The following is a 23,873-nucleotide window of genomic DNA, read 5'->3' as shown; positions in this document are numbered from 1 at the left end:
GAAATCTACAACGCTACATTAGCAGCCTGCTTGTGTAAGGACTGGAAATCGCATGCATAAGAGATCTTTCTTCGATCCACAATAGAGGTAGTGGTTTAGAAGAAAGGAGACTCTACGGATGTATAAACGTTTAAGTTCAGTCATGTTTCCGATATTTGCGGTACTGTTGGCCGGTGCACTCGTGTGGGGCTATCAGGAGAATCAGGAAAAGAATGCAATACTGATCAAGGCAGAGAATCAATACCAACGTGCCTTTCACGATTTATCTTTTCATATGGATAAATTGCATTCCGAGATTGGCAACACCTTGGCGGTTCACTCCACGTCACAGGGGATGCATCGTAAAGGTCTGATGAATGTATGGCGACTCACCAGTGAAGCGCAAAATGAGATCAACCAACTGCCACTCACCATGTTGCCATTTAACGAGACAGAGGAGTTTCTCTCGCGGATTTCGAACTTTGCCTATCGGGCGTCAATGCGTGATTTGACGAACGAACCGTTAAGTGAGAAGGAAATGGGGAACCTGAAAAAGCTGTATCAGAATTCATCGGAGATTACCAAGAATTTGCAGGATGTGCAGCAGAAAGTCCTTACGGACCGTTTGCGCTGGATGGATGCAGAGACTGTTATGGCAACGGAAGAACAAACAATGGATAACTCGATTGTAGATGGATTCCGTGCCGTGAATAAAAAGGTACAGGAGTACCCGGAGCTTGATTGGGGGCCTTCTATATCGAATATCTACGCCAAACGCTCGGTAAAGAAACTGGATGGTCTGCCGATGACCAAAGAACAGATTCAGAGCAAAGCTGCGAAATTCTCTGATGCAGACAGAAGCAAAATCCAAGTGCAAGAGAACGGTAAAGGAACGGACTGGGAATCGTATACTGCGACAGTCAATCATGGCAACAATGGTAAACTGATGATGGATTTCACCCGTAATGGGGGGATGCTTATCTCTTACAGTGATACACGTCCGGTTGGAACTAAAAAAGTATCTCGTCAGGATGCCATGGCAAAAGCAGATCAATTTCTAACGAATAAAGGCTACAAAGATATGAAGGCCGTAAATTACGATGAATATGGTAATTTGGGTAACCTTACTTATGTGCGCAAGCAAGGGGACACCTTGATTTATCCCGAGAAAATGTCAGTTCGAGTTGGATTGGATACAGGGGAAGTAACCGGCTTCCAGGCGAGTGACTTTGTCTACGAACATAATGACAAGCGCAAAGTTCCGAAAGCAACTCTTACGGAGCAACAGGCTCGTCAAAAACTTAATTCCGAGTTCGAAGAGAATTATGTTCGTAAATCACTGATTGAAAATGATTACAGCAAAGAGGTATTGTGCTATGAATTTGGAGGGAGAATTAACGGTTCCCGTTACCGGATATACATTAATGCGAATACGGGGATGGAAGAAGCCGTTGAGGAGATCAAACCAGTCAACGCAACCTCATAAACAGCTTTAGATAGCCGAATGTTAAGGTGTTCAAACAAACAAGGCAGACCACGTTGTGGTCTGTTTTTTTCTAGTTCAATGTGAGAAAGGTCATGGTATAATAGTCCTTGTACATACAAAGATAAATACATAAAGTGGCGGTGAACCAATTGTTTCCTAAAATAAATGAAGTTCTATACATCCATATTGCTTCCGCAGATGAAAATGAGGAAAACAAAGAGTACAAATCACGCATTGCAGATATGGATGACAACGGTTTTCTGATTGAGGTCCCGATGCAACAGGGAAGCAGCCGTCTTAAAAGGCTCTTTTTCGGCGAGGAATTGTCCATTTCATATATTACGGAAGAGGGAGTCCGGCATTATTTTAATACCTATGTCACCGGATTTGAAGAAGAGGTGGTCCGTCTTGTCCGTATCCGTAAACCTCTTCCAGACGATATATCGAAAATACAACGCCGCAGCTTTCTTCGTGTTCATGCAAACCTTGAAATGGCCATTCAAAGCGAAGACCTGACCCGTGCCGTAGGGTTGACTGAAGATATCGGTGGCGGTGGATTGTCCATCTATGGCGAAACAGGATTTTCAATAGCTGAAGGACAAAAATTGAAATGCTGGCTGCTTGTTCCATACCGTAATTCAACAATTGAACATGTGAATTTTGAGGCTGAAGTGGTGCGGATCAAAACACTGGAAACAGGCAGACTGTTGTGCATGCTAAAATTTGTGCAGATCTCAGACTCGGAACGCCAGAAAATTATCAAGTTCTGTTTTGAGCGTCAATTGGATTATCGTACAAAATAGTAATTTGTGGCATAAAAGGAGGGCGCTGTGGATACCGTAATGAAAAAAACGGAGGATATGTCATGAGTCATCGTCATGCAAACCGCAGATATGAACGCCTCTATTATGTCTTCTCCAGGCGAATGGAAAGAAGGGTGATGATTATGATCACAATCCTTCTAATCCTTCTTATGGTGTATCAATTGCTGCTGCTCGTACCTGGCTTTAAAAAAATTATGACCACCATTGATCGCCTGGAGGGAACGCCAATTCGTGTGCAAACGGTGAATGAATACGAACATCATTGATTTGTCTGTTTTTGCATCCATGTGTAGAGTGTGGTATAATTTTCACGATGCAGGCAATGCCTGTTTTTTTATTGAGGTTTATCGTTTGAGGAGGAATGCCCCGTTGGCAAGCCAGAACACATCAGAGAACGGGAAAATGAACGTTGCAATTGACGGACCTGCCGGTGCCGGGAAAAGCACGGTGGCCCGATTGGTTGCAGAAGCGCTCGCGTATGTATACGTCGATACAGGCGCAATGTACCGTGCGGTAACCTTGCATATGCTTCGGAAAGGAATTACACCGGAAGATGTGACACAGGTACTTCAGGAAGCCCAAAAGCTGGTCATTGATTTACAACCGGATCCCGACGGACAGAAAGTGTTCTGTAATGGGGAAGAAGTAACCTCGGAAATCCGCTCCCGTGAAGTGACGGGAATCGTGTCCCGATATGCGCAAATCGAGGGGCTGCGTACGCAATTAGTGGATACTCAGCGGCAAATGGCTTTGCGCAAGGGCGTCGTCATGGATGGACGCGATATCGGAACGACAGTATTGCCCGATGCGGAAGTGAAAATCTTTATGACTGCCAGTGTGGAAGAGCGTGCGCTTCGCCGCTTCAAAGAACTGGACCCCTCTGAAGGACTGACGTTGCAACAACTGGAGCGAGACATTGCCACCCGTGACAAATTGGATGAGAATCGGGAAATTTCCCCGCTTCGTTGTGCTGAGGATGCAATCGTTCTTGATACAACTGAGATGAACATCCATGAAGTGGTTGACAAAATCGTATCTTATTGCACAATGGTCAGAGGAGAGATCGGTCTATGATTTACACATTTTGCAGCACATTACTGCGGATCATTTACACCATTCTTTTCCGCTTGGAGGCCGTCGGACGGGAGAATATTCCGAAAGATGGCGGCGTACTTTTATGTTCCAATCATATCAGTAACTTCGATCCTCCAACCGTGGGTATCAAAATTCGCCGTCAGGTGCGTTTCATGGCCAAAAGCGAGCTGTTTGATATTCCGGTACTCGGCCGCATCATTAAAGCCGTGGGCGCTTTCCCCGTTAAACGTGGAGGTGTCAGCAAGGAATCCATCAAGACCTCACTCAATATTTTGCGTGATGGTGGAGTGCTTGGAATCTTCCCTTCAGGAAGCCGTCAGAATGACGGAGGCATCGGCAAAAAAGGGGCAGCGAGTTTTGCTCTCCGTAGTGGAGCTACAGTTATTCCTACTGCTATTATCGGTAACTACAAGGTTTTTCGTAAGATGAAAGTTGTATATGGAGCACCGGTAAGTTTGGACGAGTTCAGGGAAGACCCATCCGGAGAAGCTCTGGAGAAAGCGACTGAGAAAATTATGTCCAAGATTAACGAAATGGTCCAAACGGGCGTGCCGAGCAAGTAACGGCTTCGTCGATAGCTGAGTGCATGTTTCCATATTTTTGAGGGAGACTAAGCTTGAGTACTCAGTGATGAAAGTGTTTTGAACTCTGCTACAGGCAGGTTTGAATATAATGGGGTTTTTGAATTGAGGAGGGTATTTGACATGTCGGAAGAAATGAAAAATCAAGAAGCAACCCAAGATGAGTTGGATCAATTCGTTTCCTTGAAAAAAGGAGATACCGTAAAAGGAACCATCGTCAAATTGGAAGATAACCAAGCCTATGTGAGCATTGGATATAAATATGACGGTGTCATTCCAATTCGTGAACTGTCTTCATTGCATGTGGACAGCGCGTCTGATGCAGTAGAAGTTGGACAAGAAGTTGAAGCTAAAGTTCTTAGCATCGACGACGAGAAAGAAAAACTCGTTCTGTCCAAACGTGCAATCGACAGCGAAAACGCATGGGATCAATTGCAAAAGCATTTTGAAGACCAAGACGTATTCGAAGTTGTTGTAGGTGATGTTGTTAAAGGCGGTCTGGTTGCAGACGTGGGCGTACGTGGATTTATCCCGGCTTCCATGGTTGAGCGCCATTTCGTTGAAGACTTCAGCGACTACAAAGGACGCACACTGCGTGTTAAAGTGAAAGAGATCGACCGTGAGAACAACAAAGTGATCCTTTCCCAAAAAGACGTACTGGAGCAAGAATTCGAAGCAAATAAAGCTACAGTAATGGCTGGTTTGCAAGAAGGTCAAGTGATCGAAGGTACAGTACAACGTTTGACTCAATTCGGCGCATTCGTTGATGTGGGCGGAGTTGACGGTTTGGTTCACGTATCCGAGCTGGCTTGGACACACGTTGAAAAACCATCCGACGTTCTGTCTGAAGGCGATAAAGTTAGTGTGAAAGTGCTGAAAGTTGATCCCGAAAAAGGCAAAATCAGCCTGAGCATGAAAGCTGTTCAACCAGGTCCATGGGAAACAGCAAGCGAAAAATTCAATTCCAGCGATATCGTAACAGGTGTTGTAAAACGTCTGGTAGACTTCGGTGCATTTGTTGAAATCGCTCCTGGGGTTGAGGGACTTGTGCATATTTCGCAAATCTCCCACAAACACATCGGTACTCCTCATGAAGTGCTGAAAGAAGGACAGGAAGTTCAAGTTAAAATCTTGGACATGAACCCTTCTGAGCAACGTGTAAGCTTGAGCATCAAAGAAACAGAAGAAGCTCCAGCTCAACCACAAAAATCAGAAAGACCTGCAAGAAACAACGCTCCACGCGAAGAAATCAACAATCCAAACGTTTCCTTGAACAATCAAGGTATGAGCACTACTCTTGGCGAACTGTTTGGTGACAAACTCAGCAAATTCAAATAAGTTAACAATGCATGGTTCTTAGTTATATACTGCATATTTTGCTGAATAACAAAAGCAAGATCGGCGAGCCCTAGGCGGGTTCGCCGATTGTTTTTATTGCGAGTGTATTGGCATGAAACGTTAGCCAAGACATTTCTTTTTTGCTATGATGAGTATCGTAAGTATGGACAGGAGGAGTGGAATGTATGGCAAGACCCGTTGTGGCAATTGTCGGACGACCGAACGTGGGTAAATCCACCATTTTCAATCGAATCATCGGCGACAGACTGGCCATTGTGGAAGACAAGCCGGGCATTACCCGTGACCGCATATACGGAATCGGTGAATGGAACGGTAAACCATTCAGTATTATTGATACAGGTGGTATCGAAATTGATGGTGAGGATGTCATCTTAAAATCAATCCGGATGCAAGCAGAGCTCGCCATTGAAGAAGCTGATGTTATTGTATTCATGTGTGATGCAAAAGCAGGTATTACACAATCGGATGAAGAGGTCGCAGAGATGCTGTACCGTTCAGGCAAGCCTATTGTTGTAGCCGTTAACAAAGTGGATAATATCGGACGAAGTGAGCTCATTTATGAGTTTTATGGTTTCGGCTTCGGTGATCCCATCGGCGTATCCGGAAGTCACGGTACAGGTGTAGGTGATTTGCTTGATGCGATTGTGGAGAAGTTGCCAGAACTTGAGGAAGAGACTTACGACGAAGATGTCATTCGTGTAGCTCTGATCGGACGTCCTAATGTGGGTAAATCTTCACTGGTGAACGCTATCCTTGGTGAAGAGCGTGTCATTGTAAGTGACGTGGCTGGAACAACCCGTGATGCAATTGATACCCCTTTTGAAAAAGACGGCCAACGTTACGTGCTGATTGATACAGCAGGTATGCGTAAGCGTGGTAAAGTATATGAAACAACTGAGAAATACAGTGTAATGCGTGCTATGCGTGCGATTGAGCGTGCAGATGTTGTTCTGATTGTCATTAATGGTGAAGAAGGCATTATTGAACAGGACAAGCATATTGCAGGATATGCATTCGAAGCTGGCAAAGCGTCTTTGTTTGTCGTGAACAAATGGGACGTGGTTGAGAAGCATGACAAGACGATGAAAGAGTTTGAGAAAAATATTCGGGATCACTTCCTGTTTATGACTTATGCTCCAGTCGTATTTTTGTCAGCCCTGACAAAACAACGCTTACAAAAATTGTTGCCGGTTGTGCAACGGGTAGCAGAGCAACACTCGTTACGTGTGCAAACACATCTACTTAACGATGTAGTTTCTGATGCGGTTGCAATTAACCCTCCTCCAACCGACAAAGGACGGAGAATGAGAATTAACTATGTAACGCAGGTTGCTGTTAAACCGCCAACCATGGTTATATTTGTGAATGACCCTGAGTTGATGCACTTCTCATATGAGCGCTATCTGGAGAATAAAATCCGTGCAGCGTTTGATTTCGAAGGAACACCAATTCGCATATTTACTCGGAGGAAGTCCGACGAAAGTTAGGGGAGAAGTGTGTGATTTTACAAATCGCAGCGATTGTACTGAGTTATCTGCTCGGTTCGATCAGCTTTAGTGTCCTCCTTGCAAAAGCGATTCGGGGGATCGATATTCGTCAGCACGGAAGCGGAAACGCAGGAGCTACCAATACATTACGTATATTGGGTAAAGGACCAGCAATTGCTGTTCTGCTACTTGATGTAATGAAGGGTGTGGCAGCTGTATGGATTGGAAGCTGGCTGAGCGACGGTTCTGCCTGGATTCCTGCACTCAGTGGTATAGCAGCCATTGCAGGACATAACTGGCCGATTTACTTCCATTTTCGTGGAGGAAAAGGGATTGCCACGGCCATTGGTGTTCTGGTAAGTCTTGCTTTCCTGCCTGCGTTATGTGCTGGGGTGATCGCCATTCTGTCCATTGTATTGACACGATATGTTTCATTGGGGTCTCTGATTTTTGTGGCATTTACGCCCATCTTTATCTTGGTATTACCCGGATATTCAATGAATATCTTCTGGGGGAGTCTAATTATTTGTCTGTTTGCGTTCTGGAGACATCGTACCAATATTGCGAAGCTCGCCAAAGGACAGGAAAATAAATTGGGATCGAAAAACCCTGGAGGGGGTAAACGAGTTGTCTAAAAAAGTTGCTGTTCTAGTCGCTGGGAGCTGGGGAACGGCTCTGGCCAGTGTGCTAGCTGCTAATCAATTAGATGTGATGATGTGGACTCGTGGTGAAGATCAAACGACGGAAATCAATAGCAAGCACACCAATACTCGCTATCTTCCGGATGCGGAGCTTTCACCTCGGATTCAGGCAACAACTGATATGGAAGCTGCGGTAGAAGGTGCAATAGCTGTGTTGATTGTTGCGCCTTCTTCAGCCATGCGTGCAGTTTCGAACCAGCTTAAGGCTTATTATAAGCCTGAGATGTTAATCATTCATGCAACTAAAGGTTTTGAGACAGAAAGCCTGAAACGGATGTCCACAGTCATTTCAGAAGAGCTGGAATGCGAAGAAGGACGTGTAGTTGTGCTTTCTGGCCCAAGCCATGCCGAAGAAGTGGTGAAGCGTTGCCCTACGACAGTGGTTGTGGCTTCACTTGATAAGACATCTGCCGAGGCGGCCCAAGCTTTGTTTATGAATGCTTATTTCCGTGTTTACACCAATCGTGACATGCTCGGTGTTGAACTGGCAGGCGCATTCAAGAATATCATTGCTCTTGGTGCAGGCATGTCCGATGGTCTTCAATTCGGTGATAATGCCAAAGCGGCGTTGTTGACCCGTGGTCTGGCGGAAATCACACGTATTGGTGTGGAGATGGGGGCAAATCCTTTAACGTTTTCAGGACTTGCCGGAATCGGGGATCTGGTTGTAACGGCTACAAGTCAGCACAGCCGTAACTGGAGAGCGGGTTCCATGTTGGGTCAGGGACAGAAGCTCGATGATGTCCTGAAGTCCATGGGCATGGTGGTGGAAGGCATTCGAACTACACAGGCTGCCTATTTCATCTCTCAAAAATACGGTGTGCAAATGCCGATTGCAGATCAGTTGTATCATGTTTTATTCCAAAAGAGGCAGCCGCGTGATGCGGTTGAAGCCTTGATGGGACGTGACCCGAAGACCGAAATGGAAGTCATGAAGCTTGAAACCTGGGAGCAGTGGCATTCCTGATTGTTATCAGCCTAAACGTATCTTGTGAAATAAGGAGCTTATTCACCTTTTCTGTAGCGGACTCATACTATACACATGAGTATTGCCGGAGGAGGGGAGACGAATGGGTAACAACATTTCCAAAGATGCGCTGAATGCAATCAACAAAAAAACGGGTAAAACGATAACTGAAGGTGCCGTCAAGAAATTGGCAAGCACGGTGAAACCAACGACGATTCAGAATGAAGCTCAGTTGCGCCAATTGATCAAACAAGTATCCGCCATGGCGAAAGTTCCGGTATCTGAGGATACGGTTAAGGATATTGTGAGTGCGGTCAAGAAAAGCGGACTGAATCCAAACAGTATGGAGTCGTTAATGAAAATGATGATGAAAAAATAATAGATCACGCCTGCTTGTGCAGGTGATCGAGTAAGACAAAAAGACGAGTCGGCTTCTGCCGGCTTGCTTTTTTGTCTTTTTTTTGGAAAGTTAAGCTGAATTTCGTGTTATAATAGTTGCAATTGTCACAGTGTCAGTGATGAATATCGGACTAAAGGGGAGACTGCTGGATTATGAGCGCAATGGACAAGATGTGGCTGTCATTGGTCGCTATCCTCATTATGGGATTATCTGTATTCCTGATTACGTTTGCTCGTGCCAAAACAAAAGGCATTGTACGGGGGATTCTTTCCTTGATTGCATTTTTAATTATGCTGATTGGCTTTTTCGGCGGAATCGCTTCTCTGACCTGATTTCCTACGCCTGAAGGATCACATCCGCATAAGCACATCATAAGAACTGACACAATGAACACGGATGAGGGGAGTGTGAGCCAATGAGGCCGCATGACACGGAGGGTCGGACAGAGCGTTATCCGGAATTACACGCGGCTTTGCTGGAAACGGCCAAAGCCTGGAACACTCAGCCACATACATGGTTGCTTGGAGGAAGCTGCGGGTTGCTGCTTCAGGGGGTGGAGTTGCAACAGGCTCCCAGAGATATTGATATCTATGCGGATGTTGCTGCAGCAAAGGAACTTCACCGTATTGCTCCGGGGGAAATGCTAGACGAGCCTGCTGTGGATAAGACAGGACCTTATGCTTCCCTGCTGAGTCACTATCAGGTTGGAGCATGTGCGCTGGAACTGGTTGGTGGTTTCGAAATTTGGGCTCGCAAAAGTTGGTATCGCATCGAGATTGAACATGTACTTGCTCCACATGCGCCAGTAGCACAGGTGGGTTCGTATAACCTGCGCCTGATGCCGCTTGCCCATGAATTGTTGTTTAATCTGCTACGGGGTCGTGAAGATCGTTATGTACCCATTGCGAGACAGATGCGTCAGGAACCACATGTACATCAACCTATAATGACACGGTTAAGTCAACAGAATGTATGGACAAGCCGCTTCAGAGCAGAAGTGGAAAATCTTGTTGGCTTTGCATGGACACAGTAGGTTGAGGGAGGAAAATGATGGACTATAAGATTACTTTTTTACCCATGAATAAATCGATAGCGCTCAAACCAGGGGCAACACTTCTGAATGCGGCAAGGCGTGCTGGAGTCAAGATTACGACCCGATGCGATGGTAAAGCCGCTTGCCTGATGTGCAAAGTGAACGTGGACGAAGAACATCGGGCGGAACTGTATCCACCAACAGATGCAGAAAAACGTAAGCTGGGTTCACTGTTGGAAGCAGGTACACGACTGTCTTGTCAGGCCAAGGTGTGTGGATCTCTATCGGTTCATGTTCCTGAGGACCCTCTGAAGGCAGCCATTCGAAAACAATTGGAACGTCAACAACAGGAAGACGACTGGTTCTGAGATAAGAGTTATTCAAGGAGGATACGGATGATCAGGAACAAGCCAAAATGTGTAGAAGGAAGCGGACGGCAGCGTCTTATGCATCAGATTGGGGGGCTGCTGTTACTCCTGTTGTTTGCTTTTACAGCAAGTGGTTGCATGTATCCATCCCAGAGCACTACGGATCCTAAAATAGCTTATCGGGAAAGTGTGAGCCGTATCCAGAATGCGGTCGAAACATTCCAGCAAGATGAGGGTATTTTGCCAATCATCAATGCAGATATGCAAACCCCGAAATATGAAAAATTCAGAGTGGATCTGCCCAAGTTGAAGCAACTGGGGTATCTGGATGAAATACCGGGAACAGCTTTTGAAAGTGGTGGGAGCGCTTACTTTCTAATTCAGGATGAAGAGGTGAATCCAACCGTTAAAGTGATGGATCTTCTGACCGTGCAGAAAGTAAATGATGTGCAACGAATGGTTAATCAATACAAGACCTTACATAACAATAAGTTGCCAAGCGGGGAAGAACTGTATCCGGGTCTATATGCTGTGGATATGGAGCAGGCTGCACAGGCAGGTACTCCTCCTATAACGTTGAATAGTGTATATTCGGGGCAGGAGTTACCTTTTATGATGGATGAGGAAGGCAATGTGTATGTGGATTATGCTTTTGACATTATGCAGGCGGTGGAAAAGTCTGATGTGTCTCCAGCAGAGACTGAAGATGTTCGGGATGTTCTGTTGGAACACTCCTACTTCGTTCCTGTTAAATCCGTTCCATACGCATGGCAAAATAATATACCGGTTGCACAACCAACCAATTAAAGATTCGTGCATTTCAAGTGGTGTAAAAGTATATGCTGCCATTGATCCAATGGCTTAAGAAGAGATATTCCGCAAATACGGGATATCTCTTTTTTTATTCTAAAAATCATAAGCATTACAGTTATAAAAGCTTCGCGGATCACATAAAGTAGATTGAAATAAAGACGCGCAGTCCGAGATCGGGGGATTCTCCTAATGTCATCACCATAAGATAAAAAAACAAAAATACGCGTCATATTGCCGCATACGGATACATAAGATGATACTAGTCCAATTGCATGTACGAGTTAACGCCGCTCTCGCCGGTTTCATCAGAATGCAACGTTCGGCGGCGGACGACTTCCGGGCACTCACAAAGGCGGCTCTACCGTTGCAGGGATTTCAGTCTTCTGATTGAAAAAACGAAGCGGATGCTCTTTAGCATTTTTCCTTCGGAGTAATTTAGGGAGGGGATTTCATTGGAGAAAGTGGACATTTTTAAGGACATAGCTGAGCGGACCGGAGGGGATATTTATCTCGGGGTTGTCGGCGCAGTCCGGACGGGAAAATCAACATTTATCAAACGATTCATGGAAACCATTGTATTGCCAAACATCACAAACGAGGCTGACCGTGGTCGGGCGGTGGATGAACTTCCACAGAGTGCAGCAGGTAAGACCATCATGACCACGGAACCCAAATTCGTACCGAATAACGCAGTTCAAATCAAGGTAGCCGAAGGACTCGATGTCAATGTGCGCCTTGTGGATTGTGTAGGTTATGCGGTGGAAGGAGCCAAGGGATACGAGGATGAGAATGGTCCGCGCATGATCTCCACGCCTTGGTTCGAGGAGCCAATTCCGTTCCAGGAAGCAGCCGAGATTGGTACTCGCAAAGTTATTCAGGAGCATTCCACTTTGGGTGTTGTGGTAACAACAGATGGCACGATCGCTGAAATTGCCCGCAGTTCTTATGTGGAATCCGAAGAACGAGTCATTGCGGAATTGAAAGAAGTGGGCAAACCGTTTGTCCTGGTCATCAACTCCACTCGTCCTCGCAGTGAAGAAGCCCTGCAACTGCGTAGTGAGCTTGCTGCCAAATATGACATTCCGGTAATGACACTTAGTGCAGCCACGATGACAGAAGATGATGTGACAGGTGTCCTTCGTGAAGTGCTCTATGAGTTCCCTGTGCATGAAGTGAATGTAAACCTGCCGAGCTGGGTTATGGTACTGAACGAGACTCACTGGCTGCGTAGCAACTACGAAAATTCCGTACGGGATACCGTAAAGGATATTCGCAGACTTCGTGACGTGGATCGGGTTGTGGCTCAGTTCATGGAATATGAATTCATTGATCGCGCGGGTCTAAGTGGCATGAATATGGGGCAGGGTGTAGCCGAAATTGACCTGTATGCGCCGGATGAATTGTATGATCAGATTCTCGTAGAAGTGGTTGGAATTGAAATTCGAGGCAAGGATCATCTGCTGCAATTAATGCAGGAATTCTCGCATGCGAAGAGAGAATATGACCGCTTTGCAGAAGCGCTGGAGATGGTCAAAACGACCGGATACGGCATTGCTGCTCCATCTCTCGCCGAGATGGCTCTGGATGAACCTGAGCTCATTCGCCAGGGCACCAAATTTGGCGTACGCCTGAAAGCAACGGCACCGTCCATTCACATGATCCGGGTTGATGTGGAATCGGAGTTCGCTCCAATCATCGGCACGGAGAAACAAAGTGAGGAACTGGTGAGATACCTGATGCAGGACTTCGAGAACGATCCGATCAAGGTATGGGATTCAGACATGTTCGGTCGTTCGCTGCACTCCATTGTGCGAGAAGGTATTCAGGGCAAGATTGCCATGATGCCGGATAATGCAAGATACAAATTGCAAGAGACGCTGGGAAGAATCATTAACGAAGGTTCAGGCGGCTTGATCGCCATCATTCTGTAAAATACCAAAAGACCGTAAGGGGGTATCCCCTCGCGGTCTTTTTAGGGTGATTTCTTAATTTTGGATGAAATGGATAGGAAGGAGAGTTCTTTCGAAAAAACTTAGCGGTTTTTAGCTTTAAATTACTAAAACCCATTTACATACTAGGGATTAGCCGTTATATTAATATTCAACTATTGTGATCGAGATCACAGAGAGTGGACAGGGGGAGACAGAGATGAAAAGAAGAGAGACAAAATGGGTATGGTTGAGTGTGTTTTTAGTATTCGCATTGGCGCTGTCCGCTTGCGGAATCAAAAAAGAACCGGCAGCAACTCCGGCTTCGGGTGCATCAGAAGATACACCAAAAACGGAAGCAGTCACAGGCCCTCTAAGCGGCAAACGGATCGCACTTATTATGGAATTTAATACAGGTACCTTCTCGCAGCAATATGTACAAGGAGTCAAACAAGAAATCGAAAAATTCGGTGGAGAACTGACTACGTTTGTTGCCGATAATGACAAAGCGAAGATGGTATCCTTGCTCGATAGCGCAATTAACCAGAAATTCGATGCCATTCTCACAGATCACGGGGATTCCCTACTAGAGCCAGGTGTGAAGAAGGCAGTAGAACAGAATATTCCAGTCGTCGTGTTCGACGCAGCCATTAGTGTTCCGGGAGCAACAGTCCTGTCGCAGGATGACCAGAAGATGGCTGAACTTACGTTGGAACAAATGAAAAAAGATATCAATGGACAAGGTAACATCGTCAAAGTATGGGTAGCTGGTTTTGCACCAATGGAACGTCGTCAGATCGCATACGGTGAATTCCTGAAAGCTAATCCGGACATTAAAGAGATAGCAACATTCGGTTCTGCACAGAACCCGGCGCTGGATACACAGGCCAAAATGGAAGCAATTCTCAAACAATATCCAAAAGGTGAAATTACAGCTGTATGGGCTGCATGGGATGAGTTCGCCAAAGGTGCAGCGCGTGCGATTCAACAAGCTGGACGTGACGAGATAAAAGTGTATGGTATCGATATGAGTGACGAGGATCTGCAAATGATTCAAGACCCGAAAAATCCTTGGATAGCTTCTGCTGCGGTTGATCCAACAGATATCGGTCGCGTACAAGTACGCTATGCCTATCAAAAACTGAACGGGGACGAGACGGAAGATGCAGTTGTGCTTAATCCGGTCTACGTTCAACGTGAAGCTTTGCCAGATAAACAAATCTCCACTTCAGAGCTGTCAGAGTTCGTTGAGGGTTGGGGAGGCAGTACACAAGGAATCAAGGATTGGATGAGCGAATACGGCATTACTGCTAAATAAGCAGCGTAAGGGAAGCGCGCCGCAAGGCGCGCTTTTTCCACCATAATGAAGATATGCGAGATCTGGATGGGAAATGGGATACTCCCGTGAGGGAACGATTGGAGGTTAACATCATGAGCACTGCACCGATTCTGCTTCAAATGGAACATATTCACAAGCAGTTTTCAGGAATTCCTGCACTGAAGGATGTGGATTTCGCTGTAAAGGGTGGGGAGATTCATGCGTTGCTGGGTGCCAATGGTGCCGGTAAGAGCACGTTAATGAAAATTCTGTCCGGTGCCTATCCATTGGATCAGGGAACGATTCAGTTGAATGGACAAGCGCTTCACTTGGGTTCTCCGGGGGACGCGAAGGCAAGTGGGATTCACTGTGTGTATCAGGAAGTGGATGCTGCACTGGTGCCACAGCTGACGGCTGCGGAGAACATTATGTTAGATCAGATGGCTACATCTGCTGGAGGTTGGTGGAAAAGTCCGCGAAAGCTGCAACAGCGTGCGGTTGAGGCGTTGCAGCAATTAGGAGCAGACATATCTGTTCACCAAAAAGTGGCCGATCTGACGCTCGCAGAGAAACAGATGATACTGTTGGCAAGGATTTTAATTCAGGATGCCAAGGTCATCATTTTTGATGAACCGACAGCGCCGCTTAGTCAGGAAGAAACGGATGCATTTTTCCGAATCGTTCATCTCCTGAAGGATCGGGGTGTAGCTTGTATTTTCATTACCCATCGCCTTGCTGAAGTGACAGGTCACTGTGATCGCGTTACGGTCATGAGGGATGGACAACATGTATTTACCGGTGAAGCAAAAGGACTGACAATTAACGACTTGGTAACACAGATGCTGGGCAAACCATTCGAAGAAGAGTTTCCGAAAACGGAAGCACCTGTGGGAGAACTGTTACTGGAGGCACGTGGGCTTCGTCGTGGAGTGAAGGTCAAGGGTGTTGACCTGTCTGTACGCCGAGGTGAAGTCCTCGCTGTAGTGGGTCTGGTAGGCGCCGGCAAAACGGAAAGCTCTCGATTGCTCATTGGCGCAGATCGACAGGAGGGAGGCGAGGTCCGGCTTAACAACCGTAACCTCCGCCTGTCTCAGCCTGCAGATGCTGCGGCTCTGGGGATTGTTTCTGTACCGGAAGAGCGACGTAAACAAGGAATTCTGATTCAGGAGAACGTGGAACGGAATTTAAGCCTGCCTTTGCTTAGCCGCCTCAGTACACTAGGGTTTGTAAGCCGCAAACGGGAGCGTCAGAATGCGGAGTCATTAGTGAAACAGCTCGGAATCAAGACATCGTCAGTGAAACAGGAAGTAAAGTATTTAAGCGGTGGTAATCAGCAGAAGGTAGCCATTGGTAAATGGCTTAATGCGGATGCGGATGTATTTATATTTGATGAGCCAACCAAGGGCGTGGATATTGGGGCGAAAAGTGACATTTTCCGCATCATCAATGAATTGGCATTGGCAGGCAAGGGCGTAATCTATTTCACTTGTGAACTGGATGAAGGCATGGGGATTGGTGACCGCATTGCCGTCATGTGCGAAGGTGTTATCGTAAAAGAGTTCAAGCGGGGCGAGACTAACCAAGAACAGCTGCTATACTATGCAAGCGGTGGACAAGAGGTGCAATCATGAAGGATAAATCACTGGATTTTGCGTTCCGTTACGGGGCGATCATTGTCATCATAGGTGTTATCGCATTTTTCGGTATTAAATTGCCTTATTTCTTTACGTACAGTAATTTAACTGATATTTTGGGCTCGATCTCTATCGTTACGTTTGTAGCGATCGGTGTTACGTTATCTCTCATTGTGGATGGGTTTGATCTCTCCGTAGGGGCGACCGTCTCATTAACAACCGTCGTTACGGCTTCATTAATGATCTGGTATCAGCAACCACTCGCAATCGTAATTATCGTGCCACTGATCATTGGAGCTGTTATTGGTTTACTGAACGCTTTGCTGATTGTGAAACTGCGTATTCCGGACCTATTGGCTACCCTTGCCACGATGTACATCATCGGAGGCATTCACAAAACGTATGCACAGGGATATACCATTTATAATCACATGCAGTTCCCTGATGGAAGCAAAGCTGCGGGAGAGATGGACCCGACATTCCTGCTCATCGGGCAGGGGAAATGGCTGGGTATGCCCATATCTGTGATCCTACTGCTTGTAGCTGTCATCGGTGTGCATATCTTTTTGACGTATACGAAATATGGGCGCCAGATGTACATTACAGGTGGTAATGAGGAAGCTGCGCGCCTGTCCGGCATCAAGGTGAAAAAGGTGCGTACGCTCGCCTATGTAGCCGCTGGAGTGTTTGCGGCAATCGGTGGTATCATCTATGCTTCCAAAGTAGGGTCCGGGCAGATTGATGCAGGATCACCGTTGTTAATGGAATCCGTAGCGGCTGTATTTGTCGGTTTCTCTGTGTTTGGCGCGGGTAAACCGAATGTCATCGGAACCTTCATCGGTTCGGTTCTAATTGGTGTACTTGTGAACGGTTTGACGATGATGAACGTACAGTATTTCACGCATGATATTGTAAAAGGTGGGGTTCTTGTGCTTGCCCTGGCGGTTACATTTTACGTCTTAAACCGCAACCGGACTTGAAATTGTGGGCTGTCTGTATTAGTATGAAATTTGTTCGGCGTCTGAAATGCCCTTGGTTTCAGGCGACATTCTGCCGAAAATGACTGTTGACCGCTGGCGGAGATTTGTGTTCAACGCTCAAGATGTACGTAGATTTTTTGCGTATGAACGTATATTTCGCTATAAAACGGAAACACAGTATAACATTCAGGACATTGATTCAGGAGGTGAAAAACAAATGAACAAATCAGACTTGATTACACACGTATCCGAAGCGACTGAATTGTCCAAGAAAGATGTAACGAAAGCGGTTGATGCCGTATTCGAAGCAATCTCTGAGGCTCTTCAAAGCGGAGATAAAGTACAATTGGTTGGTTTTGGGAACTTCGAAGTTCGCGAGCGCTCTGCACGTAAAGGACGCAACCCGCAAACAGGTGAAGAAATCGAAATTCCTGCGAGCAAAATTCCTGCGTTCAAACCAGGTAAAGCGCTCAAAGACGGAATTAAATAAGATTTCTACATATTCCATATGTCGACAAAAAGACCGTGACTTGTTCACGGCCTTTTCTTTTGCCCTTTAATGATGATTCTTTCGGGTATCCGAGGGTTCAGGATCATCCGGTTGCCCGGCATAAGCAACGAGAATCAATTCTTCGCCAGCTGCTGCAGACAGATGCTGTTCAATTTCTTTTAATTGATGAATATGCTCGTCTGTGAGTGCGGCAGGGGTGTACTTCATGCAGATTCTCCTTTCTGTGGATGTACAACTGTAGTATGACCCTAGGATATCCGATTCTTGCGGTTTATTCGCATAAGGCGCTGGTTGACAAATGAAACAATCTTAATCATCATTAACGCTATCGAACTAGAAAAGGGGACGTGCGTGATGGATCATCCAACCGGCAATGATTATATTGTAATTAAGGCAGAGGAAAATGGTGTCCAGGTGATCGGATTAACCAGAGGTCAGGATACACGTTTTCATCACACCGAGAAATTGGACAAGGGTGAAGTAATGTTTGCCCAGTTTACCACTCATACTTCAGCTATTAAAATCCGGGGCAAAGCCACGCTGATTACCAAGCATGGACAGATTGAATCGGAGTAATGGACGGTTGAATACGATCAAATGAAGATTGCAGGCATAGCCTGCTTTTTTTCATTGTACAATGAGGTATGAGCCTTTACCGGACAGACTACACTAACAGGTAAAGGCAGGGAGGCGTATATGAAACCGCGGATGATTGTTACTGCTTCAATGCTGGCAACGGTTGCGGCGGTCTTTCTGCTTGTTGCGATACAAACCTTACATATGCGTACATCAGGCGGAGAAAACGTTCAGCCAGTCTCCGCATCACATCAACCAGTCCAGCTAACGGAGGACAATCTCGTAGATGTGCTTAGCACCATGCAGCTATCTACGCCCATTGCGAGAGTAGAATGGAAACAGTCCATTTTGACACTGGACCTCAAGGTAAAGGGCACGGGTACGAGTTACACTGAAATCTATGAGAACATGGCAGCTGTGGCGGAGCTGAGTTTTCGGACTTTGGATAACGTCGAACAGGTGCTGCTGCGTGTGATGGCAGAAGATGAATGGATGCATAAAAGACATCTGTTACTTGCGGCTGATATTCGGCGTGGAGAGTGGCCCCTGTATGCGATTGAAACATTACGGAGCTGGAAAAGCGCTACCTTTTCGGATGAATTGAAGGACTGGTTTCATCTGATGGAGACCGAACTCTGGAAGAAGCAATTCGAAATGACAAGTCAGGGGTAATAGAATAGCAGGATTCAGTGCGTGCCCGTTCAACATATGATATAATATATAAGATTGTAGTGCAGAAATGGTTTAACAATGTATAGGCTCGGAGGCTGAGAATGAATTCATATCGCGTACCCCAACTAGCAAAGAAATTTACGGATTACGACATGATTCGACAACATACGGAAATCCCATCATTTCCGGATAGCCGGGCACGTCTGCTGCAGGTATTTGTGGGCCGCACAGACGAAAAGGTGCACCATGAGCTATACGCTCTTGCAACCTCGCTCGTTCAGTTGGCCATGGATACGCATGATCGAATCGATACCATTTCCGGAGAGCGTAGAGAGCAGGAGATGCGTTCGCGTCAGCTGAATGTGCTCGCCGGGGATTATTTAAGTAGCCGTTTTTATCAATTGCTTGCCCATGCCGGCAGAATTGAAATGATTGGCAAACTCAGTGGTGCAGTATCCGAAGTGAACGCACGCAAGATGACGCTGTATGAACGGATGAAGAAGCTTCTCGTTTCGGCTGATGAATACTTGCGTGAAACGGTACAGCTGAGGATGCAGCTGTTTCTTTCATTTACAGGCATGATTCAAGAGAATGAAGAGTCGTTATGGAACAGCTTGTTGACCGAATTCAGCTCCTGCGAGACGATCGTGGAAGAACTGAAGCGGATGAATGACGAACAACAATATCTTCACAGCTATGCATTCTGGCATATATACGAGCATGGGAATGACGATGAGCGAAATGTGCTGCGTCAGTCTGAACCGGATGCACGCGCATGGAACGCTATGGTGATGAAGCATAAGGTTGGCGAAGCTCTGCTATACAAGCTTCGCGAGTGTACACACCGCATTCAACTGTTGTTGCAAGACGAGGAAGGGCGAATGGGCTTGCATGAGTTACATGCAATACTTGAGCCTTACTTGACATATTTACAGCCTTCACATGCGGCAGTAAGGGAAGATTGAGGGGAGACAGACGAATGGGGAGCGGAGAAACCAAACCGAAAGAAGAATATGTCCATTCGGTTTTTCAGAGTATAGCCGGTAAGTATGATGTCATGAATGATATTCTGAGTTTCCGCAGGCATAAGGCTTGGCGTAAATTCACGATGAAAAAGATGAATATGTCCAAAGGCGATACTGGTCTTGATTTGTGCTGCGGCACATGTGACTGGACGCTCGCCATGGCAGAGGCAAGTGAAACGGGGCACATGCACGGACTTGATTTCAGCAGCAATATGCTGGAGGTCGGTCAGACGAAGATCAATGCAGTGCAGCGTCAGAAGCAGATTACTCTGACACAGGGGAATGCCATGTCACTTCCTTATGAAGATAATTCATTTGATTATGTGACGATCGGGTTCGGTCTGCGCAATGTACCTGATCTCAGACAGGTGTTGTCTGAAATGCAACGCGTGGTAAAACCGGGCGGTATGGTTGTTTGCCTGGAATTGTCCAAGCCAACATGGCAGCCGTTCAAAGGCATTTATTATTTTTATTTTGAGAAGGTTTTACCGAATCTTGCCAAAGTGTTCGCTAAAAGTTTTGAGCAATACAAATGGCTGCCGGAGTCTCTGGCAATTTTTCCGGGAAGGAAGGAACTGGCAGACATTTTTGCAGAAACCGGATTGCAGCAAGTGCAGGCCTACCCTCTGACCGGAGGCATCGCGGCACTGCATATTGGAACCAAGGAGAATCAGCATGTTTAGGAAAATTCGCATCTTTTTAGAAATGATCAAGATTGAACACACGCTTTTTGCTTTACCATTTGCATTTATGGGAGCCATCCTCGGCTCCATGGTAGTGAACGGTACGTTCCCAACCTGGGTGCAGATTATGTGGGTATTACTTGCGATGGTCGGTGCACGTAGTGCAGCTTTCGGTTTGAACCGAATTATTGACCAAGCCATTGATGGCAAAAATCCGCGTACAGCGATGAGAGCCATCCCGGCAGGGCTGTTGAAAAATGGTGAAGTGGTTATATTCGTCATCATCTCATTTATAATGTTATTCTGGGCCTCATCCAATCTTAATGTATTATCCATGCAGCTGTTACCCATTGCTGTGTTTATGCTGGTACTGTATTCGTACACCAAACGATTCACATGGCTATGCCACATCGTTCTTGGAATGACGATTGGTTTGGCACCACTTGGTGGTTGGGTAGCTGTAACGGGTACGATGGATTGGACAGCGATTGTGCTGTACGTTACGATTGTGTTCTGGACAGCAGGTTTTGATATTATCTATGCATGTCAGGATCTGGAATTCGATCAGGGAGAGGGTCTTCATTCCATACCTTCCCGTTTTGGCTTAGCCAAATCATTGCAGATCGCCAAGTTCTTCCATGTGGTTACGGCGGTTGGTTTTCTTGCGTTATTGTTGATGACAGATCTGAGCTGGTGGTATGGCGCAGGCATGTTGGTTACGTATGGAATTCTTTTCTATCAACACTATATTGTATCGCCTAATGATATGAGCCGTGTACAAACGGCATTCTTTACCATGAACAGTTTGCTCAGTTTAATCGTATTTACGTTTACTTTGATTGATCTGGCGGTGAAGTAATGGTACAGCAGCCGGACAATAAACGACTGGTTGTCGGAATTACCGGAGCGAGTGGCAGTATATATGGCATTCGATTAATTGAAACGCTGCTTGATCTGGATTACACCGTTCATCTGGTCATATCCAATGCAGGGTGGCGTGTACTGAAAGAAGAAATGGACTGGGATGTGACGAATCGAGACGCGGTGCTGGAAGAAAAATTCGGAAACCGTGCCGGTTCTCTGATCTATCATCCTGTGAGTGATATAGGGGCCTCCATCGCAAGTGGTTCTTATTTGGCCGAAGGCATGATTATCATGCCTTGTTCCATGGGAACTCTCTCATCCATCGCGCAAGGATCTTCGGATAATCTGATGTCCCGCGCAGCTGATGTCATGATGAAAGAAGGAAGGACGTTGATCCTCGTACCACGTGAGACGCCTCTTCATGCGATTCATCTGGAAAACATGTTGAAGCTCTCCCGTCTTGGTGTAAGAATGATACCAGCAATGCCTGCTTTTTATTACAAGCCTCAGAGTATGGATGAGTTGATTCTGTTTTTGGTGGGGAAAGTGCTGGATAGCTTGCGCATCCCTCATCAACTTTTTAAAAGATGGGGAGAACCGGATGAACGGGGATGACGATTGAGTCCGATCCACGGCTGTCTTTTTTGACAGGGCGTTGCGCGGTGTCGTTGTCCCCCGAATCCCGGGGTATTGGTGAGTGCTGATGGTTAGTCTTCATATACCACAGTCTTGACCCATGCTCCGGCAACTTCTGTACTTTTGTTTCAGAACAAGTCGCAGAGTTTAATTTCCGGGTGTCGGCCACGACATTCGAAGAAGAATAATACGTTAGATTACCTTATAGAAGAACACAAGCAAGAACGGTAAGCCGGGTTTTTCGTGATGCCTGCATGCCCGACTTGCTGGAGGGGAAGGTAAGCATGGATTTATGGACTGACAATACGCTGATACGGGTGAACGAATGAAACTATTGGATATTTTCGGGTTGTTAAAAAAGGACATGGATTATATTGAGAAAGAGTTGTATCGCAGTGTTCGAGGAGAACAGAAGCTGCTTAGTGAAACGTCGCTTCATCTGCTTAAAGCAGGAGGAAAACGGTTGCGGCCCGTTTTTGTGTTACTTGGCGGGAAATTTGGTACATATGATATTGAGCGCCTGAAGTTGGTTGCGGTTCCGCTGGAACTCATTCATTCCGCTTCCCTTGTTCATGATGATGTTATTGATAATGCGGAGACACGTCGTGGGAAACCAACGGTGAAGTCAAAATGGGATAATCGGATTGCCATGTACACTGGAGACTATATCTACGGTAAGGCACTTGAAATGACTGCCGGATTATCTGACCCGGCTATTCATCGCATACTTGCCAAAGCCATGGTACAGATGTCCATCGGTGAGATGGAGCAGATTCGGGATTTTTTCAATACGGGACAAAGTGTTCGTAACTATCTGCTACGGATTCGCCGTAAAACAGCACTCCTGATTGCGGTCAGTTGTCAGTTAGGAGCTTTAGCCACACGTGCCCCTGAGCATGTATCTTCCCTGCTGTATACTTATGGCTACAATGTGGGGATGGCTTTCCAGATTCAAGATGATGTACTGGATCTGGTGGGTACGGAGAAACAACTTGGCAAGCCACCTGGAAGTGACATGAAGCAGGGGAATATCACTCTTCCTGTGCTGTATGCGCTCCAAGAGTCTGAGTTGCGTGAACCTCTGCTGAAGGAGATTTCCCGTGTCCAGCATGAGGAAGGACGGGCGAGTGCATCGGATGCAATTGGAATGATTCGCCAAAGTCAAGGAATTGCTAAAGCAGAAGCCCTTGCTGACCGATATATGAAGAAAGCGCTCGATGCTCTGGATCAGCTGCCTAACATCAAGACGACCAAAAATTTGCGTGATATCGCTCATTTTGTGGTGAAACGTACACATTAACATCGTATGACCGAAGACTCACATGTTGGACTGGACAACGCATAGTTGATTGGGTCTGACACAAGGTGCTCACAACCAAAGTTAAACAGACGTGTGAAATTCCTCATTGGGAGGATTTGGACATGTATGTTACAATCAGAGGGATTGCGTTTACATAGTGATTAACTTTGAACCGTGAGTGAGGAGTGAGCTGATGGATCGTACATTTTTGATGGTGAAACCGGATGGTGTGCAGCGTGGTTTGATCGGTCGAATTATTAGCCGTCTGGAAGACAAAGGATTTAAGTTGGTGGCAGGCAAATTGGTGCAGATGTCTGAGGATCAGGCAAAACGCCATTATGCTGAACATGAGGGCAAACCGTTTTTCGATGATTTGGTTCGTTTTATCACATCTGGGCCTGTATTTGCCATGGTGTGGGAAGGGGACGATATTGTGGCGCTTGCGCGCATTGTCATCGGAAAAACCAATGTGAAGGAAGCAGCTCCAGGTACCATTCGCGGAGACTTCGCCAGCCACACACCACATAATCTGATTCATGGGGCAGATTCGCCGGAAAGTGCTTCCCGTGAAGCAGCAAATTTCTTTGCTTCAGATGAACTGGTGGTATACGACAAGAGCATCGCAGCCTGGTTGTAATTATTAGCCAAAAGGG

At 46.2% G+C, this 23,873-nt stretch carries 28 protein-coding genes; 27 read left to right on the top strand and 1 reads right to left on the bottom strand.

Going from position 1 to position 23,873, the window contains the following annotated elements; genetic code table 11:
• Positions 1-118: 118 nt before the first annotated feature.
• The 19 genes from ypeB (at position 119) to M1D71_RS18115 (ending at position 17,443) form a co-directional block, all read left to right on the top strand.
• The gene (ypeB, locus tag M1D71_RS18205; protein WP_458123107.1) at positions 119-1,465 is read left to right on the top strand and encodes a germination protein YpeB; all 1,347 of its coding nucleotides are present in this window, start codon (positions 119-121) and stop codon (positions 1,463-1,465) included.
• A gap of 149 nt (positions 1,466-1,614) precedes the next feature.
• Positions 1,615-2,268, top strand: a complete 654-nt coding sequence (locus tag M1D71_RS18200; protein ID WP_458123106.1) for a flagellar brake protein — start codon at positions 1,615-1,617, stop codon at positions 2,266-2,268.
• Positions 2,269-2,330: 62 nt separating this feature from the next.
• Positions 2,331-2,555 (top strand): hypothetical protein, encoded by a 225-nt coding sequence (locus tag M1D71_RS18195; RefSeq protein WP_458123105.1) that lies wholly within the window; start codon positions 2,331-2,333, stop codon positions 2,553-2,555.
• A gap of 103 nt (positions 2,556-2,658) precedes the next feature.
• Positions 2,659-3,363, top strand: a complete 705-nt coding sequence (gene cmk, locus M1D71_RS18190) for a (d)CMP kinase (RefSeq protein ID WP_145322518.1) — start codon at positions 2,659-2,661, stop codon at positions 3,361-3,363.
• A complete protein-coding gene (locus M1D71_RS18185) occupies positions 3,360-3,947 on the top strand; it encodes a lysophospholipid acyltransferase family protein (protein WP_458123104.1) in 588 nt (195 codons plus the stop codon). Before cmk ends, M1D71_RS18185 begins: the two co-directional genes overlap by 4 nt.
• A 141-nt stretch (positions 3,948-4,088) precedes the next feature.
• Positions 4,089-5,303: a 30S ribosomal protein S1 gene (gene rpsA, locus M1D71_RS18180; RefSeq protein ID WP_062835205.1), complete on the top strand. Its 1,215-nt coding sequence runs from the start codon at positions 4,089-4,091 to the stop codon at positions 5,301-5,303.
• A gap of 185 nt (positions 5,304-5,488) precedes the next feature.
• Positions 5,489-6,811: a ribosome biogenesis GTPase Der gene (gene der, locus M1D71_RS18175; protein WP_458123103.1), complete on the top strand. Its 1,323-nt coding sequence runs from the start codon at positions 5,489-5,491 to the stop codon at positions 6,809-6,811.
• A gap of 11 nt (positions 6,812-6,822) precedes the next feature.
• Positions 6,823-7,446 (top strand): glycerol-3-phosphate 1-O-acyltransferase PlsY, encoded by a 624-nt coding sequence (gene plsY / locus M1D71_RS18170; RefSeq protein ID WP_458123102.1) that lies wholly within the window; start codon positions 6,823-6,825, stop codon positions 7,444-7,446.
• On the top strand, positions 7,439-8,479 hold the full coding sequence (locus M1D71_RS18165) for an NAD(P)H-dependent glycerol-3-phosphate dehydrogenase (RefSeq protein ID WP_458123101.1): 1,041 nt from the start codon (positions 7,439-7,441) through the stop codon (positions 8,477-8,479). The genes plsY and M1D71_RS18165 overlap by 8 nt, the downstream gene beginning before the upstream one ends.
• Before the next feature lie 103 nt (positions 8,480-8,582).
• Entirely contained in the window at positions 8,583-8,858 is a 276-nt protein-coding gene (locus tag M1D71_RS18160; protein ID WP_145322508.1) for a stage VI sporulation protein F, read from the top strand.
• Positions 8,859-9,031: 173 nt separating this feature from the next.
• Positions 9,032-9,211 carry a DUF2768 family protein gene (locus M1D71_RS18155; RefSeq protein ID WP_017687688.1) on the top strand — a complete coding sequence of 60 codons (180 nt, stop codon included), beginning with the start codon at positions 9,032-9,034 and terminating at the stop codon, positions 9,209-9,211.
• Positions 9,212-9,294: 83 nt separating this feature from the next.
• The gene (locus tag M1D71_RS18150; protein WP_458123100.1) at positions 9,295-9,912 is read left to right on the top strand and encodes a hypothetical protein; all 618 of its coding nucleotides are present in this window, start codon (positions 9,295-9,297) and stop codon (positions 9,910-9,912) included.
• A gap of 17 nt (positions 9,913-9,929) precedes the next feature.
• A complete protein-coding gene (locus M1D71_RS18145; protein ID WP_458123099.1) occupies positions 9,930-10,280 on the top strand; it encodes a 2Fe-2S iron-sulfur cluster-binding protein in 351 nt (116 codons plus the stop codon).
• A gap of 27 nt (positions 10,281-10,307) precedes the next feature.
• A complete protein-coding gene (locus tag M1D71_RS18140; RefSeq protein WP_458123098.1) occupies positions 10,308-11,087 on the top strand; it encodes a hypothetical protein in 780 nt (259 codons plus the stop codon).
• Between the two features lie 458 nt (positions 11,088-11,545).
• Positions 11,546-13,024 carry a stage IV sporulation protein A gene (spoIVA, locus tag M1D71_RS18135; RefSeq protein WP_036607700.1) on the top strand — a complete coding sequence of 493 codons (1,479 nt, stop codon included), beginning with the start codon at positions 11,546-11,548 and terminating at the stop codon, positions 13,022-13,024.
• Positions 13,025-13,241: 217 nt separating this feature from the next.
• Entirely contained in the window at positions 13,242-14,339 is a 1,098-nt protein-coding gene (locus tag M1D71_RS18130; RefSeq protein ID WP_458123097.1) for a sugar ABC transporter substrate-binding protein, read from the top strand.
• Between the two features lie 113 nt (positions 14,340-14,452).
• The gene (locus tag M1D71_RS18125) at positions 14,453-15,970 is read left to right on the top strand and encodes a sugar ABC transporter ATP-binding protein (RefSeq protein WP_458123096.1); all 1,518 of its coding nucleotides are present in this window, start codon (positions 14,453-14,455) and stop codon (positions 15,968-15,970) included.
• Entirely contained in the window at positions 15,967-16,953 is a 987-nt protein-coding gene (locus tag M1D71_RS18120) for an ABC transporter permease (protein WP_458123095.1), read from the top strand. The genes M1D71_RS18125 and M1D71_RS18120 overlap by 4 nt, the downstream gene beginning before the upstream one ends.
• A gap of 217 nt (positions 16,954-17,170) precedes the next feature.
• Positions 17,171-17,443 carry an HU family DNA-binding protein gene (locus tag M1D71_RS18115; protein WP_024630670.1) on the top strand — a complete coding sequence of 91 codons (273 nt, stop codon included), beginning with the start codon at positions 17,171-17,173 and terminating at the stop codon, positions 17,441-17,443.
• A gap of 66 nt (positions 17,444-17,509) precedes the next feature.
• Here the strand turns inward: M1D71_RS18115 and M1D71_RS18110 are convergent, their stop codons facing one another.
• Positions 17,510-17,671, bottom strand: a complete 162-nt coding sequence (locus M1D71_RS18110) for a hypothetical protein (protein WP_186327808.1) — start codon at positions 17,669-17,671, stop codon at positions 17,510-17,512.
• 147 nt (positions 17,672-17,818) lie between these two features.
• On the opposite strand from M1D71_RS18110, the gene mtrB reads away from it, so the two are divergent.
• The 8 genes from mtrB (at position 17,819) to ndk (ending at position 23,857) form a co-directional block, all read left to right on the top strand.
• Positions 17,819-18,040: a trp RNA-binding attenuation protein MtrB gene (mtrB, locus tag M1D71_RS18105; protein WP_017687697.1), complete on the top strand. Its 222-nt coding sequence runs from the start codon at positions 17,819-17,821 to the stop codon at positions 18,038-18,040.
• A gap of 120 nt (positions 18,041-18,160) precedes the next feature.
• Positions 18,161-18,712, top strand: coding sequence for a hypothetical protein (locus tag M1D71_RS18100; protein WP_458123094.1), 552 nt, complete (start codon positions 18,161-18,163; stop codon positions 18,710-18,712).
• A 101-nt stretch (positions 18,713-18,813) separates the two neighbouring features.
• Entirely contained in the window at positions 18,814-19,677 is an 864-nt protein-coding gene (locus M1D71_RS18095) for a heptaprenyl diphosphate synthase component 1 (protein ID WP_458123093.1), read from the top strand.
• Positions 19,678-19,691: 14 nt separating this feature from the next.
• On the top strand, positions 19,692-20,420 hold the full coding sequence (locus M1D71_RS18090) for a demethylmenaquinone methyltransferase (protein WP_458123092.1): 729 nt from the start codon (positions 19,692-19,694) through the stop codon (positions 20,418-20,420).
• A complete protein-coding gene (locus M1D71_RS18085; RefSeq protein WP_458123091.1) occupies positions 20,413-21,279 on the top strand; it encodes a UbiA-like polyprenyltransferase in 867 nt (288 codons plus the stop codon). The genes M1D71_RS18090 and M1D71_RS18085 overlap by 8 nt, the downstream gene beginning before the upstream one ends.
• The gene (locus M1D71_RS18080; protein WP_145322488.1) at positions 21,279-21,899 is read left to right on the top strand and encodes a UbiX family flavin prenyltransferase; all 621 of its coding nucleotides are present in this window, start codon (positions 21,279-21,281) and stop codon (positions 21,897-21,899) included. Before M1D71_RS18085 ends, M1D71_RS18080 begins: the two co-directional genes overlap by 1 nt.
• A gap of 346 nt (positions 21,900-22,245) precedes the next feature.
• Entirely contained in the window at positions 22,246-23,220 is a 975-nt protein-coding gene (locus tag M1D71_RS18075; protein ID WP_458123090.1) for a polyprenyl synthetase family protein, read from the top strand.
• 193 nt (positions 23,221-23,413) lie between these two features.
• Positions 23,414-23,857, top strand: coding sequence for a nucleoside-diphosphate kinase (gene ndk / locus M1D71_RS18070; protein WP_017687704.1), 444 nt, complete (start codon positions 23,414-23,416; stop codon positions 23,855-23,857).
• Positions 23,858-23,873: the final 16 nt, after the last annotated feature.

It is taken from the genome of Paenibacillus sp. Z3-2, from assembly GCF_054161325.1.
Note: the sequence above shows the minus strand (reverse complement) of the source record. Positions and strands in the feature narration are given on the sequence as shown.